This is a genomic window from Conchiformibius steedae, assembly GCF_014054725.1.
Classification (GTDB): Bacteria; Pseudomonadota; Gammaproteobacteria; order Burkholderiales; family Neisseriaceae; genus Conchiformibius; species Conchiformibius steedae.
In genome coordinates this window covers 470,836-484,374 of the sequence record NZ_CP059563.1, presented here as the reverse complement: position 1 = coordinate 484,374, position 13,539 = coordinate 470,836, and the positions used below count along the sequence as shown (strand labels likewise).

The following is a 13,539-nucleotide window of genomic DNA, read 5'->3' as shown; positions in this document are numbered from 1 at the left end:
AGGCTGGTGCATACTTGCTTTGACATATTGAAGCATCAAACGGTTTATCAGTCCCGTCAGATGGAAATTTCAGCTACGGGGGCTTGACGGGAAAGATGGTATCTACACTTGCTATATGCTTATTATAATTGTATACAGTGGTTGGGGTGATTCCAATGTCCAATTAAATTCTTTTGCAACAATAGTTGCAAGATAACGAATATGCTGCCATTCACTTCCATCTAATTTCTCAGGATTGAGCCAAATATCTTGATATTCATGTCCACTTTTGCTTAAGATAAAATCATCTAATTGCTTTAATGCTATATTCTGTGAAGCTGACATATCTAGATGATCTGATTCAAAATAGCTTTCTATGGCATCAGAATAATATAAAATAAGTTCTTCCCCAACAATAGGACTGTTTTGTACGAGTTTCTTTTGGATATTTGATGGTTGAGCCAAAGCTTGTATAGCCAATCTCAATTCATTTTTCATATATATTTCCCTTAGCTTAATTTTTTTGGGGCTGCCCTAGATAACTAGGCTAAACTTCCCTTAACTAATTTTTTTAAAATGGAAATTTGACTTTTTAAGTCACTGTGATTAAAACGCCATTCACACTCTTTCAAATATAGCTCAAAATGGGCTTTGGGAATACCGTTAAACTTGCGTAAATGGCGTTTGACCTGGTTCCAAAAATTCTCAATTCCGTTGATGTGATTACGGCCTTCCGCAAAGTGTGTGCTGTGATTGATGCGAAAATGATGAAATTCACTCACATCCAATACATCATAACTTGTATAGCCATCAGTATAAACAATGCTGTCGGGCTTCACTTGCTCACGAATGATTGGCAACAAAGTTGTGGATTTCGTATTCGCTATACGCAACAGTGTAAACCTTGCCATTACGCTTAAGAAGCCCAAATACCGCAGTTTTGCCGTTTGCCCCACGACCCCGTTTGCCTTCCCGTTTGCCTTTGCGCTGACCACCAAAATAGCTCTCATCCGCTTCAACTTCTCCATCAAACATCTCCAGATGCAGGCTGTTTTGGTAAATCAGTAAGCGTAAACGATGAAAATAATAGGCAGCAGTGTTTTTATTAACGCCGACTAATTGCGCTGCTGTGCGTGCGGTAACACCTGCAATAAACAGTTCAATCAGTTTGTTTTGCTTGTACTGACTTAAACGACTTCTTCTCATAGGGATTATTCTAACCTGAAATTAGATTTCCCTAGTTATCTAGTACAGCCCCTTTTTCTTTATGCCAAAAATTGGCGACAACGTTTTTTCGGCAATGGACGTGGGTATGATTGTACAAACCTTTATGTTGTCTTTGACTGCTCGTGGCTTTGGTAGTGTGCCACAATTACTCTTGGCGATGTATCCTGATGTGGTACGAGAAGAATTTGGCGTATCTGATGATTATCAGTTGATGGTGGGCGTGTCTTTTGGTAAACCTGATAGCCAATCGCCAGCCAATGACATTCGTCAGCCCAGAGCCCCACAAGGCGAAACCGTGTTTTTCCACGATTAAATCCATTTTATTAAAGAGAAAAAAATGAGCAAACAAATCCAATTTACAAAAACAGGTTCGCCTGATGTCCTGCAAATCGTAGATGTAGAAATCCTCGCCCTAAAAGCAAATGAAGTACAAATCCAAATCCACGCCATTGGCTTAAACCGTGCCGAGATGATGTACCGTGAAGGGGCGTATGTGATTGAGCCTGTGTTTCCTGCGACTTTGGGCTATGAAGGGGCAGGCGTGGTCGTGGCGGTGGGCGAGGGCGTGAGCGAAGTTGCCATTGGCGATAAGGTGAGCATTATTCCGTCTTTTATGTTTACCGAATACGGCACTTACGGCGAGATTGTCAATATGCCCAAACACGCAGTCGTCAAACACCCTGACAATTTGTCAATGGAGCAGGCGGCGGCAAGCTGGATGCAGTTTGTTACCGCTTATGGCGGGCTGATTGAGTTTGGCAAAGTGCAAAAAGGAGATTTTGTGGTGCTGGGCGGTGCGACCAGTTCAGTCGGCTTGGCAAGCATTCAAATCGCCAGAATGCAAGGGGCAACCATGATTGCCTTGTCTCGCACGCATGCCAAAGGCGATGTGCTTTTGGAGAAAGGGGCGGATTTTGTGGTGGCGACAACCGAAGACGATGTAACCGCCAAACTCCTTGAAATCACAAACGGCAAAGGCGTGAATTTGGTGTTTGACCCTGTGGGCGGACAAGAAGCCGCCAAAATCATCAACTCCATGGCACAAGACGGCCGCTACATCATTTATGGGGCGTTAAGCCACGATGACATCGCCGTGCCTGTGTTCCCAATTTTAGGCAAACACTTAACCGTGCGAGGCTATGAATTGTTTGAAATCACTACCGTACCAGAAAAACTCGCTCAAGCGAAAAAATTCGTGTTTGACGGCTTAGCAAGCGGTCAATTAAAACCAGAAATTGACAAAGTTTTTGCTTTTGATGAAATGGCGGAAGCTCACCGTTATATGGAAAGCAATACACAGATTGGGAAGATTTTGGTAAAGGTTTGATTGTTTTAAGGTAAATATGCCGTCTGAAAAATAAGTTTCAGACGGCACATCGTTATTTTACCTGCCGATTAAGCCACCACACTAGCGAGAGCATCACAGGCACTTCCACCAGCACACCGACCACCGTTGCCAATGCCGCCCCCGAGTGCAAACCGAACAAAGAAATTGCCACCGCCAATTCAAAAAAATTACTCGTGCCAATCAAGCACGCAGGGGCGGAAATTTCGTGTGGTAATTTGAGCTATTTTGCCAAAACGTGAGCCAAGGCAAAAATGCCGTAAGTCTGTGCCAGCAAGGGAATGGCAATCAGCAAAATAATCAAGGGATTGGCAATAATGGTTTGGGTTTGAAAGGCAAACAGCAACACCACCGTCAAAATCAAACCCATAATGGAAAAAGGTTTCAGGCTGCCTGAAAAATATTCCGCTATTCTTTTTCTTTAATACCTTGAATAATCTGACACTTATCAACCGTTTTATTTTCACAACCCACAAATTGCATTAGAAAAGTTTTAACTTGTTGTAGTTCTGTGATTTGTTCGTCCAAATATGCCAAATGTTGCTCGGCAAGTGCATTGATTTCATTGCATTGTTTGTTAGGCGTTTGTTGTAATTGCAACAGCGTTTTGATGTTACTTAAAGAAAGACCGATATTACGGCAAGTTTTAATAAAGCGTAATTGTTCTAACTGATTTTCATCAAACACACGATAGCCGTTTTGTTGATGTGTAGGGGCGATTAAGCCTTGTTTTTCATAATAACGAATGGTTTCCAAATGTACGCCTGTTTGTTCACTGGCTTGTTTTATTTTAAAAAATTTTGACATTTTGGCTTGACCCTGTAATGACTACGGAGTTTATAGTATAGCAAATTTCATCTTAAAACAGGAGCAAAAAAATGGCGTGCCAAAATTGTTGTGGTTCAAATCAGCCCATTCATCAATCGCCCAAGTACAAAAAAGCCTTGTGGATTGTCTTGATATTAAATTTATCAATGTTTTTTGTGGAAATTGTGATGGGGGTTAAATCAGGTTCAACTTCGCTGTTGTCGGACAGTTTGGATTTCTTGGGCGACAGTGCCAATTATTTGATAAGTTTGATTGTTTTGCCAATGGCGTTAAGTTACCGAGCCAAAGCATCTATGGTTAAGGGGCTAACGATGGGCGGTTTTGGTTTATTTATTTTAATGACAACCATTTATCGTGTGTTTTATGGGGAAATGCCCAGTTATTCTGAAATGAGCATTGTGGGATTTTTGGCGTTATTGATCAATGTGTCGGCATTGTTGATATTATTAAAATTTCGTGATGGCGACAGCAATGTCCGCAGTGTGTGGGTGTGTTCCCGAAACGATGCGATTGGTAATGTGGCGGTAATTTTGGCGGGTATGGCAGTTTATTTTTTTCAATCAAAATATCCTGATTTAATTGTGGCGTTTGTTTTGGCATTTTTGGCATTACAAGCCAGTCAAGAAATCATCAAAAGGGCTTGGGCGGAATTAAAAGTCAGTTAATTTAAAACACCGTTTGGATTGATGTTCAAGCGGTGTTTTTATTTTTAAATTTTGCAAAATAACTTTCAGGCTGCCTGAAAAACCTACACCCCTTTATTCCCCAGCGATTTTCGGTTTATCCACCACACCAGCGAGAGCATCACAGGCACTTCCACCAGCACACCGACCACCGTTGCCAATGCCGCCCCCGAGTGCAAACCGAACAAAGAAATTGCCACCGCCACCGCCAATTCAAAAAAATTACTCGTGCCAATCAAGCACGCAGGGGCGGAAATTTCGTGTGGTAATTTGAGCCATTTTGCCAAAACGTGAGCCAAGGCAAAAATGCCGTAAGTCTGTGCCAGCAGGGGAATAGCAATCATCAGAATAATCAAAGGGTTGGCAATAATGGTTTGGGCTTGAAAGGCGAATAGCAACACCACCGTCAAAATCAAGCCCATCACGGAAAAGGGTTTTAGGCTGCCTGAAAATTGTGCCACCGATTTACCCGATTTTTGTAAATAAGAGCGGGTAAGCCAGCCTGCCAGCAAGGGCAACAGCACATACAAAACCGTGCTTAAAATCAAGGTATTCCACGGAATTTCTATGTCGCTTACGCCGAGCAATACGCCTGCAATCGGAGCATACGCCACAATCATAATCAAATCATTGACCGAAACCTGCACCAAAGTGTAATTGGGGTCGCCTTTGACCAGTTGCGACCACACAAACACCATTGCCGTACACGGTGCCACACCCAGCAAAATCATGCCGGCAATGTATTCTTGTGCCGACTGTGCGTCCACCCAACCTGCAAAAAACACCCGAAAAAACAACCAGCCCACAAGTGCCATCGTAAAAGGCTGTTATCAAGCTATGGCATTCATCTGCTTTGATGGTGGTTAAAAATCGCTCAAGCCTTTTAAGATGGGGCAGTCGGGATTGTCATCGCCCCCGCAGGCATCGCTCCACGCTTGCAAGGTGTGTTGCATTGATTTTAATTCTTTGATTTTATTGGATAAAAAATCAATATGACTGGCGATGAGCGTTTTGACCTGAGCACTTGTGCGGTGTGGATTGTCTTTCAGTGCCAAAAGCTCGCCAATCTGTGCAAGCGAAAAACCGACGCTGCGGGCTTTGGCGATGAATTTTAGCCGAGCGATGTCATTGGAGTTATAAATCCGATAACCTGCTTCACTGCGTGATGGGTTAATTAATAAGCCTGCTTTTTCATAATCACGGATTTGTTTGACGGAAAGTTGTGTAGATTTAGACGCTTGTCCGATGTTCATTGTTGCTCCTTATTGAGTGGTGTGTAAAAAAATGTTATCAAGTAAAAATAACCCTTGACCCTAACGTAAGGTTAGGGTTTATGATACGCACATCAAAACAAAAAAGCAATGCTTTTAATCGCTTAAAAGCACTTTGTTTTGATAATCAACCTTTAATTTGGAGAATTGTTATGAACGACATCATCAAAAACCCAAACGCCCACTGCGGTTGCCAATCTTGCACAGGGCAAAATTGCAATCCAAAATGCAACTGCCAAAATGGCGAGCCGTGCATTTGTCAAAACTGCACTTGTGGCGATTGTGATTGCAAGTAATTGATTAGCTAAAAAACATTGGGCGGACTTATGTTTGCCCAATGTTTGCCAAATCCCATTTTGATAAGGAAAACTGTAATGAAAATGTTTAAAAACCGTGCCGTACAATTATCTGCCCTTGCCCTTATTTTGGCGACTTTAACCGCTTGTGCCGACGGCAAAAACGAAGTGCCGACGCACTCGATGGTGGGCGACAATAACCACACCCAAACCACCCACGACAGCCCAAATAACCAAAACGGGCACGCAGAGATGAACCACGCCCATATGAACCACTCTGCTATGGCGATGGACACTCAAAATGCTCCGCCCCATACCCAAGCCTATCTTGCAATGATGAACAAGATGGGCGATGAGATGAGCAAAGCGGGCAATCTTGCCGATGCTGATACCGCTTTTGCCAAAGGTATGATTCCGCACCATATCGGAGCAGTTGAGATGGCAAAAGTACAGCTTGAATTTGGCAAAGACGAAACAATGAGAAAACTTGCCCAAGTGATTATTGATGGGCAACAAAGTGAAATCGACCTGATGAACGCTTGGCTGGCGGGTAAAGACACCGCAACCCAAAACCCGCAAGCCCCGCACGCCAAGGCCTATGCCGCAGACAAGGCGCACCACGAGGCGATGATGGCGGCAATCAATGAGCCAAACCCTGATGTTGCCTTTGCTAAAGCAATGATTCCGCATCATCAAGGGGCGGTCGAGATGGCAAAAGTGCAATTACAGTTCGGCAAAGACGAAAAAATGAAAAAGCTCGCTCAAGACATCATCAAAGCCCAAGAACCTGAAATCAAGCTGATGCAAGACTGGCTAAAACAGTAGGGGCAATAAGGCAAAAACACCGCTTTTGATAAAGCGGTGTTTTTGAGGTCGTCTGAAAACAGGTTTAAGGCTTTTTCAGACGGCATTTGGGGTTTTCAGGCAGCCTTTAAAACAAGCCCCAAGGAAATGATGATGCCGACTTGTCGGACACATCGGCAAGCGATGTTCTGAACCTTCTGCTTTTTCAGACGGCATCGGTATTTGCAGGCAGCCTGAAAAAACCGTCATTCTGACCGGCCCAATCCGTACCTGCTTTTTCGGTAAACGACCGGTGATGACCCTATGAACCCAACAGGAGAAATTGTGATGAAGCAAGAAACACACAAACCGCCCAAACACCACGAGTGCCGACACGGACACGGACAGCACCGCCCTGTGCAGACACCGTCCGATGCAGCGGCTGCTTCGGGCTACACCTGCCCGATGCATCCGGAAATCCGGCAAGACCGCCCCGGCAACTGCCCTCTTTGCGGTATGGCATTGGAGCCGCTGATGCCTGAATTGGACGACGACAATCCGGAGCTGCGTGATTTTTCCCGACGCTTTTGGTACACGCTGCCCCTGACGGCGGCAGTGCTGGTGCTGGCGATGTTCGGCGAGCGTCTGAACCTGATGAATATGGCCGCACAAAGCTGGGTAGAGCTGGTGCTGTCGCTGCCGATCGTGCTGTGGGCGGGGCTGCCGTTTTTCTCACGGGGTTGGCAGTCGCTGGCAAACCGTAGTCCCAATATGTGGACGCTGATTGCACTGGGAACGGGTGCAGCCTTCGTTTACAGCGTTGTTGCCACCGCTGCACCCGGCATCTTTCCGGCATCGTTTGTATCGATGGGGCGGGTCGGCGTGTATTTTGAGGCGGTGGCCGTCATCATCTCGCTGACCTTGCTCGGCCAGATGCTCGAACTCAAAGCCCGGTCGCAGACTTCGGCGGCAATCAAGACCCTGCTCGGACTGGCGCCCAAAACCGCACGGCGTATCGGCCCGGGCGGTGCTGAAGAAGATGTGCCGCTCAGCCACATCCACATCGGCGACCTTCTGCGTGTGCGCCCCGGCGAAAAAGTGCCTGTCGATGGCGTGGTGGTTGAGGGCGCAAGCTCGGTAGATGAATCGATACTGACCGGCGAGCCGCTGCCGGTGCGCAAAGCCACCGGCGACAAAGTCATCGGCGCCACGCTCAACACCGGCGGTGCGCTCGTCATCCGCTCCGAGCGCATCGGTTCGGAAACCGTGCTTTCGCAGATTGTCCAGATGGTGGCCCAGGCGCAGCGCTCCAAAGCACCGATGCAGCGTATGGCCGACGGGGTGGCAGGCTATTTCGTACTGGCGGTTGTCGCCGTCGCCGTTGCCACTTTCTTTGTCTGGGGCGTGTTCGGCCCGCAACCGTCTTGGGTGTTCGGGTTGATCAACGCCGTTGCGGTCTTGATTATCGCCTGCCCCTGTGCACTGGGACTAGCCACGCCGATGTCGGTGATGGTCGCCACAGGACGCGGGGCAGGCAGGGGCATATTGTTCCGTGATGCCGCCGCTATCGAAAACTTGCGGCGAGTAGACACTTTGGTGATTGATAAAACCGGCACACTCACCGAAGGCCGACCCGCCTTTGACCGTGCCGTTGCGGCAGCAGGCTTTTCCGCCGAAGAAGTGCTGCGTTTGGCCGCCTGCTTGGATCAGGGCAGCGAACACCCGCTGGCCGACGCCATTGTGCAGGCCGCACGGGCACAACAGCTGAAGCTGAGCAAACCCGAACAGTTTGATTCAGGCAGCGGCATCGGCGTGAGCGGCGTGGTTGAAGGGCGTGCGCTGGCACTGGGCAACACGGCGTTTATGCAGCAGAACGGGCTTAGCGTCGAACCACTGATCGAGCAGGCCGAATCCCTGCGCAGTGAAGGTGCCAGCGTGATATATCTGGCTGCGGACGGACATCTTGCGGGACTGCTTGCCGTCTCCGATCCTGTAAAAGACAGCACCCCCGAAGCATTGGCCTCGCTCAAAGCAGCCGGCCTGCGCATCATTATGGCAACCGGCGACGGATTGACCACGGCAAACGCCGTGGGCGCAAAACTGGGCATCGACGAAGTGCACGGCGAAGTCAAGCCCGCCGACAAACTGGCACTGATCGAGCGGCTTCAGAACGAAGGGCGGGTGGTCGCAATGGCAGGCGACGGCATCAACGATGCCCCCGCACTGGCCAAAGCCGATGTCGGCATCGCAATGGGTACCGGCACCGATGTGGCAATGAGCAGTGCGCAAATCACGCTGGTCAAAGGCGATTTGCGGGGTATTGCCACCGCACGCAAATTGTCTGAGGCCACCGTGCGCAATATGAAGGAAAACCTGTTATTTTCCTTCTTATACAACGGTCTGGGGGTTCCCGTTGCCGCCGGCGTGCTGTACCCCTTTACCGGCTGGCTGCTCTCGCCGATGATTGCCGCACTGGCGATGAGCCTAAGCTCGGCATCCGTGGTCGGCAACGCACTGCGGCTGCGCAAAAGCAAGTTGTAGACAACAGCCCCGCAGGCTTCTTCCAATGACAAAACGACCTCAAAAACACCGCTTTTGATAAAGCGGTGTTTTTTATGCCGTCTGAAAAGGTCTTTAATACTTTTTCAGACGGCGATGACTAAGAGATACGGCAGAATAAATATCAATAAATTGAGTCCTACCTTTCATTAACACACTTTTTTTGTATTGATTACATTCTTTCGCTTTTTTACATTTATTCTCATATGTTGGATAAGAGATTCTAATTGGTTTTCTGTTAAGAGTACTTTGTTATGAATTAGATCACTAATAACAAGATTATTCTGTTTTTCCCAATTCATTATCCACTGTATAGTTCCCAGCTTATTTCTAATTGTGTTTACTGCGGATTGATTACGTAGTTCTACAGTTACCCATAAGGTTGAATAAAAATCAGGAATACCAGTTTTAACATTAACCAATATAGGAAAACGTTCTCCATTTGAAAAAAGGACTGTTTCTAATCTATGCATATCCATTTAATTTACAAAAAGGGGCTGTACTAGATAACTAGAATAAATTCTGCTTTACTAATTGTTTTAAAATGGAAAATTGAACTTTTATTTCACTGTGGTTAAAACGCCATTCACATTCCTTCAAATACAGTTCAAAATGCTCTTTGGGAATGCAGTTAAACTTCCGTAAGTGGCGTTTTGCCTGATTCCAAAAGTTCTCAATTCCGTTAATATGATTTTGTCGTTCAGCAAAATGTGTGCTGTGATTGATGCGAAAGTGGCTAAACTCACTCACATCAAGTACATCATAGCTTTTGTAACAATCAGTATAAACAATACTGTCAGGCTTTACCTGCTCACGTATTATCGGCAATAAAGTGGCAGTTTGTGTATTGGGCACAGCAACGGTGTAAACCTTGCCGTTGCGCTTCAGAAGCCCAAATACAGCGACTTTGCTGGCTGCCCCGCGACCGCGTTTGCCTTTGCGCTGTCCGCCAAAATAGCTTTCATCAACCTCTACTTCGCCATCAAACATTTCCAGATGCAGGCTGTTATGGAAAATCAGTAAGCGTAAACGATGAAAATAATAGGCAGCAGTGTTTTTATTAACGCCGACTAATTGCGCTGCTGTGCGTGCGATAACACCTGCAATAAACAGTTCAATCAGTTTGTTTTGCTTGTACTGACTTAAACGACTTCTTCTCATAGGGATTATTCTAACCTGAAATTAGATTTCCCTAGTTATCTAGTACAGCCCCTAATTTAAAATAGCCTTTGGCAAAATTTTCAAATATAATTGAAGATTTATCAAAGCATTTTTGATTTGAATCAGGGCTATGAAAAGTTTAGAGCAAGTCAGAAAAGACCTTGACAGACAAGGGATTACCATGGTTGATTGGGCAAAGAAACACGGCTATTCCTATCAATCCGTACAAAGGGTATTGAGCGGACATGCTGCGTGCAAACGGGGTCAAACACATGATATTGCCGTTCTTTTAGGCTTAAAAGAAGGGGAGGTCATTATGAAATAGCAGCTTTGCCAAAAATATTTTGGTGCCGAATATAAAACTTCAATTTTGTATTTTATCTTAAAAATTGAGTTTTGTATATTTTTAAGCATGGAAAAAAGGTTAGCAAAGCGCCAACTTCGCTAACCCTTTAGAGATGTTCTAAACTTAAGCAAGTGTCAGAACGTCTTGATTTTCCATGTTTTCTAAAACACTGTCAAGCATTTTTGTCTGACAGTGGGTTTCTCTGCACCTTGCAGGAAAGCCCGATACTAAAGGAAAACCATGAAGAAAATCTCATTAAAGACCATACAGGCAGTGCTGAACGCTTTGTATGTGCTGAATCTTTCTCAACGTGAAACGGCACACCGTTACGGTGTTTCCCGCGACATGGTGCGGAAATATTATCAACTGTATCAGGAAAGCGGCTTACCCTATCCGCCGAAACGCGAAGAAGATTGGGCGGCAGTATTTGCACAAAAGCCAGCGGCGACCGCACCGGCGCGGTTAAAAATTGATTTTGATGAAGTGCATGACACTCTGCAAAAATGCAAAAATGCCACCATCAGACAAGTATATGAAGAATGGGTACGGCAGCTCGGTCCGGACGAAACCATTATCAGTTATTCCCAATTCGCCAAACGCTACAGTTGCTATAAGAAATCTTTGCAAATCAGTATGCGCCACCATCATACGCCTGGCGAATGTGTGTTTGTGGATTATGCAGGCAGTACCGTTCCGATTATCAATCAAAAAACAGGCGAAATAACACAGGCACAAATCTTTGTCGGGGTATTGGGTTATTCCGGCTATACCTTTTGTGAAGCCACCGCTTCGCAAAGTAGTCAGGACTGGAACGCTTCGCATATCCGTATGTTTGAATTTTTTAAAGGTGTCCCGCAGTTTGTCGTACCGGACAATTTAAAGGCGGCGGTTATCAAAGCAGATAAATATTTTGCGCAAATCAATCAGAATTACAGCAAGTTGTGTGAACATTATGGTGTAGAGCCTTTTCCTGCCCGGGTACGCAAACCGAAAGATAAGGCTAAAGCCGAAGCCGGTGTGTTACTGGTACAGCGTTGGATTTTATTCAGGTTACGTAAGCAGCAATTTTTCAGCTTGAACGAATTGAACCGTGCGATTGTTCCGCTATTGGAACAGTTAAACCGAAAGCCGTTCCAAAAACAGCAGGGCAGCCGTTACAGTCGTTTTATGGAGACCGAGTGGCAATGTTTAAAACCGTTACCCGCACAAGCCTATGCCAATCCGTTTTGGGGACAGGCATACGCGGGTTTGGATTACCATGTATTGATTGACGGCACATATTACAGCGTGCCTTTTCATTTAAAATCCAAACAAGTGGAGTTTTGTCTGAAGCAGGATTCGGTCAGCTTATATCATGAACAGAAGTTGGTGGCGGCACATTTGAAAGGGGTTGCCGGTGCGGTTGTTACGCACCCTGACCATTTGGCTCCCACCCATCGGGCTGTTGTGGCAATCAATGCGGATACCGTACTGCAATGGGCAGCCAATTACGGGGCACAGACGGGGAAATATTTTACAGCCTTCTTTGAACGTTACGCCAACCGCAGTTTGTACTACCGTTTTTTTAAGGGGTTTAAGAAAATGGTCGGCGTGCGTCCTGCTGCGGAAGTGGAATATTTGTGCAGCCTGGCATTGGAAAAACAGGTATTTGATTCCCGTAAACTGAAGCAGCTATGGCTGGGTGTGCAGAAAAAGTTGCCGACAGGACGCTTGAGTTCTTTGCAGCACGTCCAAACTGCCGCACCAGAAGTATTGAACCAGCACGATAATTTACGCGGTGCAGACTATTACCGCCGACAAAGTGATGATACAGACCCAAAGGAAGCAGCAACAAATGAATGAAGAAATTTACCATATCTGTACCTTGCTGAAATTACGAGGTATGGCAGAAGAATACCAACGCCAAACAATGAGTGTGGAAAGCCGTGAAGCATCATTTGACAGCCGTTTTTTATCCATACTGCTGGCGGAACGCCATCACCAAGCCAACCGGCGGATACAGCGTTTGTTGAAACAGGCACACTTTAAGGTAAAAGCGGATATTCATCAGATTGATTATCATACCAGCCGTGGGGTGGACGCAACGGTGTTCGCCAACCTGACCGGTTTGGAATGGCTCAAAGCACATCAGAATATCTGCTTTACAGGTCCTTCCGGGGTAGGTAAAACATGGCTGGCTTGTGCCTTGGGGCATGAAGCGTGTATGCAGGGTATTCCGACTGTGTTTAAGAAAGTGAGCCTGTTATTGGAGGAACTAGTTATGGCACAGATAGCCGGCAATTTGGGTAAAGCCTTTAATGCCTTGGGACGGTTTCCTTTACTGATTTTAGATGACTGGGCATTGGAGGCCTACAAACCTGAAGAACAGAAACTGTTGTTTGAGTTGATTGACGAACGGCATAACAGCCATTCTACGATTATCACGTCTTTGCTGCCGATGAATCATTGGCATGATATGTTTGATAATAAAGGGCGTGCCGATTCTATGATGGACAGGCTGTTCAGCAATACGCACCGTATCAATTTGCAGGGAGCGTCAATGCGTAAGATGCAGCCGTTACGGACGGAAGCAGGATAATCGGTTTACGACAGGAGAAACAGCTGTCCGGTGTTTTTACCGGACAGCCGTTTTATTTTGTCAGCCTTTCCGGTTACTTTATCCGTTACAGTTCAGATTGTCTTTAACAAGGAGGCAGCATTGATGGGTAACTGTCCCAAATTTCTTAAACGGTCGGCGGGTAATTTGACAGGTCTGTCGATGATGGTGGGACATCATGCGCTTTCAGGCAAATTGGGGGCAGGTATGCGAACGGTTGTAGTGATGGCGTTATGGTGCGAACAGGTGGCAGACTTACCGATGCGTATGGTGGGGGAAAATAGACGCGCATGGTGGGGGATTTTTATGCGAATACTCACCAAATGGCTGTAGGCATTAAATTTTTCGCCTGCATACATAAAGAAAATCCTAAAAATCTGCTATTCTACGCGAAAAAATCTGCCTGAAACGGTTTTTTTCCATTTTAGGCAGGATAATTTGATTAAGAATTATTTTGTAAAACAA

17 protein-coding genes and 1 pseudogene are annotated in these 13,539 nt (G+C 46.0%); 9 read left to right on the top strand and 9 right to left on the bottom strand.

From position 1 onward, the window contains the following. Window positions 1–111: 111 nt before the first annotated feature. Window positions 112–477, bottom strand: coding sequence for a hypothetical protein (locus H3L98_RS02795; protein WP_027022448.1), 366 nt, complete (start codon window positions 475–477; stop codon window positions 112–114). Between the two features lie 44 nt (window positions 478–521). Next, a pseudogene (locus H3L98_RS02790) lies at window positions 522–1,185 on the bottom strand (IS1595 family transposase). A gap of 61 nt (window positions 1,186–1,246) precedes the next feature. Between H3L98_RS02790 and H3L98_RS02785 the strand changes: the two are divergent. Both H3L98_RS02785 and H3L98_RS02780 read left to right on the top strand, forming a co-directional pair. After that, window positions 1,247–1,519 (top strand): nitroreductase family protein, encoded by a 273-nt coding sequence (locus H3L98_RS02785; RefSeq protein WP_051532128.1) that lies wholly within the window; start codon window positions 1,247–1,249, stop codon window positions 1,517–1,519. A 24-nt stretch (window positions 1,520–1,543) separates the two neighbouring features. Beyond that, complete coding sequence (locus H3L98_RS02780) at window positions 1,544–2,533, top strand: zinc-dependent alcohol dehydrogenase family protein (RefSeq protein ID WP_027022440.1); 990 nt, start codon at window positions 1,544–1,546, stop codon at window positions 2,531–2,533. 52 nt (window positions 2,534–2,585) lie between these two features. Here H3L98_RS02780 and H3L98_RS11070 read toward each other — a convergent pair whose 3' ends face one another. The 3 genes from H3L98_RS11070 to H3L98_RS02765 form a co-directional block, all read right to left on the bottom strand. Next, window positions 2,586–2,705: an arsenical resistance-3 family transporter gene (locus H3L98_RS11070; RefSeq protein ID WP_123956071.1), complete on the bottom strand. Its 120-nt coding sequence runs from the start codon at window positions 2,703–2,705 to the stop codon at window positions 2,586–2,588. Between the two features lie 69 nt (window positions 2,706–2,774). Continuing rightward, window positions 2,775–2,921 carry a hypothetical protein gene (locus H3L98_RS11065; RefSeq protein WP_021265396.1) on the bottom strand — a complete coding sequence of 49 codons (147 nt, stop codon included), beginning with the start codon at window positions 2,919–2,921 and terminating at the stop codon, window positions 2,775–2,777. Window positions 2,922–2,959: 38 nt separating this feature from the next. After that, entirely contained in the window at window positions 2,960–3,358 is a 399-nt protein-coding gene (locus H3L98_RS02765; protein WP_010907411.1) for a Cd(II)/Pb(II)-responsive transcriptional regulator, read from the bottom strand. A gap of 71 nt (window positions 3,359–3,429) precedes the next feature. On the opposite strand from H3L98_RS02765, the gene H3L98_RS02760 reads away from it, so the two are divergent. After that, window positions 3,430–4,044, top strand: a complete 615-nt coding sequence (locus tag H3L98_RS02760; protein WP_010907412.1) for a cation diffusion facilitator family transporter — start codon at window positions 3,430–3,432, stop codon at window positions 4,042–4,044. Window positions 4,045–4,127: 83 nt separating this feature from the next. Here H3L98_RS02760 and arsB read toward each other — a convergent pair whose 3' ends face one another. Together arsB and cueR are read right to left on the bottom strand one after the other, a co-directional pair. After that, window positions 4,128–4,877 (bottom strand): ACR3 family arsenite efflux transporter, encoded by a 750-nt coding sequence (gene arsB, locus H3L98_RS02755; RefSeq protein WP_084481910.1) that lies wholly within the window; start codon window positions 4,875–4,877, stop codon window positions 4,128–4,130. A 48-nt stretch (window positions 4,878–4,925) separates the two neighbouring features. After that, window positions 4,926–5,315: a Cu(I)-responsive transcriptional regulator gene (cueR, locus tag H3L98_RS02750; RefSeq protein WP_027022439.1), complete on the bottom strand. Its 390-nt coding sequence runs from the start codon at window positions 5,313–5,315 to the stop codon at window positions 4,926–4,928. Between the two features lie 392 nt (window positions 5,316–5,707). Between cueR and copM the strand changes: the two genes are divergently transcribed. Next, window positions 5,708–6,454, top strand: a complete 747-nt coding sequence (gene copM, locus H3L98_RS10985) for a CopM family metallochaperone (protein ID WP_027022438.1) — start codon at window positions 5,708–5,710, stop codon at window positions 6,452–6,454. Between the two features lie 306 nt (window positions 6,455–6,760). Further along, a complete protein-coding gene (locus tag H3L98_RS02740) occupies window positions 6,761–8,953 on the top strand; it encodes a copper-transporting P-type ATPase (protein WP_425528222.1) in 2,193 nt (730 codons plus the stop codon). A gap of 167 nt (window positions 8,954–9,120) precedes the next feature. On the opposite strand, the gene H3L98_RS02735 is transcribed toward H3L98_RS02740, so the two are convergent. Then, entirely contained in the window at window positions 9,121–9,444 is a 324-nt protein-coding gene (locus H3L98_RS02735) for a hypothetical protein (RefSeq protein WP_027022436.1), read from the bottom strand. A 37-nt stretch (window positions 9,445–9,481) separates the two neighbouring features. Continuing rightward, the gene (locus tag H3L98_RS02730) at window positions 9,482–10,132 is read right to left on the bottom strand and encodes an IS1595 family transposase (RefSeq protein ID WP_182078447.1); all 651 of its coding nucleotides are present in this window, start codon (window positions 10,130–10,132) and stop codon (window positions 9,482–9,484) included. Between the two features lie 130 nt (window positions 10,133–10,262). Between H3L98_RS02730 and H3L98_RS02725 the strand changes: the two genes are divergently transcribed. From H3L98_RS02725 to H3L98_RS02710, 4 genes are all read left to right on the top strand, one after another. Beyond that, window positions 10,263–10,457 (top strand): helix-turn-helix domain-containing protein, encoded by a 195-nt coding sequence (locus tag H3L98_RS02725; protein WP_027022451.1) that lies wholly within the window; start codon window positions 10,263–10,265, stop codon window positions 10,455–10,457. A 261-nt stretch (window positions 10,458–10,718) separates the two neighbouring features. Continuing rightward, window positions 10,719–12,320 carry an IS21 family transposase gene (istA, locus tag H3L98_RS02720; protein WP_182078446.1) on the top strand — a complete coding sequence of 534 codons (1,602 nt, stop codon included), beginning with the start codon at window positions 10,719–10,721 and terminating at the stop codon, window positions 12,318–12,320. Continuing rightward, window positions 12,313–13,056: an IS21-like element helper ATPase IstB gene (gene istB / locus H3L98_RS02715; protein WP_182078418.1), complete on the top strand. Its 744-nt coding sequence runs from the start codon at window positions 12,313–12,315 to the stop codon at window positions 13,054–13,056. The genes istA and istB overlap by 8 nt, the downstream gene beginning before the upstream one ends. Window positions 13,057–13,179: 123 nt before the next feature. After that, on the top strand, window positions 13,180–13,407 hold the full coding sequence (locus H3L98_RS02710) for a hypothetical protein (protein WP_156932315.1): 228 nt from the start codon (window positions 13,180–13,182) through the stop codon (window positions 13,405–13,407). The last annotated feature ends 132 nt before the right edge of the window (window positions 13,408–13,539 follow it).

What these genes read in the sequence shown, in the direction of transcription:
- H3L98_RS02795 (WP_027022448.1), bottom strand. Translation starts at nt 477, where the DNA reads ATGAAAAATGAATTGAGATTGGCTATACAAGCTTTGGCTCAACCATCA.
- H3L98_RS02785 (WP_051532128.1), top strand. Translation starts at nt 1,247, where the DNA reads ATGCCAAAAATTGGCGACAACGTTTTTTCGGCAATGGACGTGGGTATG.
- H3L98_RS02780 (WP_027022440.1), top strand. Translation starts at nt 1,544, where the DNA reads ATGAGCAAACAAATCCAATTTACAAAAACAGGTTCGCCTGATGTCCTG.
- H3L98_RS11065 (WP_021265396.1), bottom strand. Translation starts at nt 2,921, where the DNA reads ATGGGTTTGATTTTGACGGTGGTGTTGCTGTTTGCCTTTCAAACCCAA.
- H3L98_RS02765 (WP_010907411.1), bottom strand. Translation starts at nt 3,358, where the DNA reads ATGTCAAAATTTTTTAAAATAAAACAAGCCAGTGAACAAACAGGCGTA.
- H3L98_RS02760 (WP_010907412.1), top strand. Translation starts at nt 3,430, where the DNA reads ATGGCGTGCCAAAATTGTTGTGGTTCAAATCAGCCCATTCATCAATCG.
- arsB (WP_084481910.1), bottom strand. Translation starts at nt 4,877, where the DNA reads ATGGCACTTGTGGGCTGGTTGTTTTTTCGGGTGTTTTTTGCAGGTTGG.
- cueR (WP_027022439.1), bottom strand. Translation starts at nt 5,315, where the DNA reads ATGAACATCGGACAAGCGTCTAAATCTACACAACTTTCCGTCAAACAA.
- copM (WP_027022438.1), top strand. Translation starts at nt 5,708, where the DNA reads ATGAAAATGTTTAAAAACCGTGCCGTACAATTATCTGCCCTTGCCCTT.
- H3L98_RS02740 (WP_425528222.1), top strand. Translation starts at nt 6,761, where the DNA reads ATGAAGCAAGAAACACACAAACCGCCCAAACACCACGAGTGCCGACAC.
- H3L98_RS02735 (WP_027022436.1), bottom strand. Translation starts at nt 9,444, where the DNA reads ATGCATAGATTAGAAACAGTCCTTTTTTCAAATGGAGAACGTTTTCCT.
- H3L98_RS02730 (WP_182078447.1), bottom strand. Translation starts at nt 10,132, where the DNA reads ATGAGAAGAAGTCGTTTAAGTCAGTACAAGCAAAACAAACTGATTGAA.
- H3L98_RS02725 (WP_027022451.1), top strand. Translation starts at nt 10,263, where the DNA reads ATGAAAAGTTTAGAGCAAGTCAGAAAAGACCTTGACAGACAAGGGATT.
- istA (WP_182078446.1), top strand. Translation starts at nt 10,719, where the DNA reads ATGAAGAAAATCTCATTAAAGACCATACAGGCAGTGCTGAACGCTTTG.
- istB (WP_182078418.1), top strand. Translation starts at nt 12,313, where the DNA reads ATGAATGAAGAAATTTACCATATCTGTACCTTGCTGAAATTACGAGGT.
- H3L98_RS02710 (WP_156932315.1), top strand. Translation starts at nt 13,180, where the DNA reads ATGGGTAACTGTCCCAAATTTCTTAAACGGTCGGCGGGTAATTTGACA.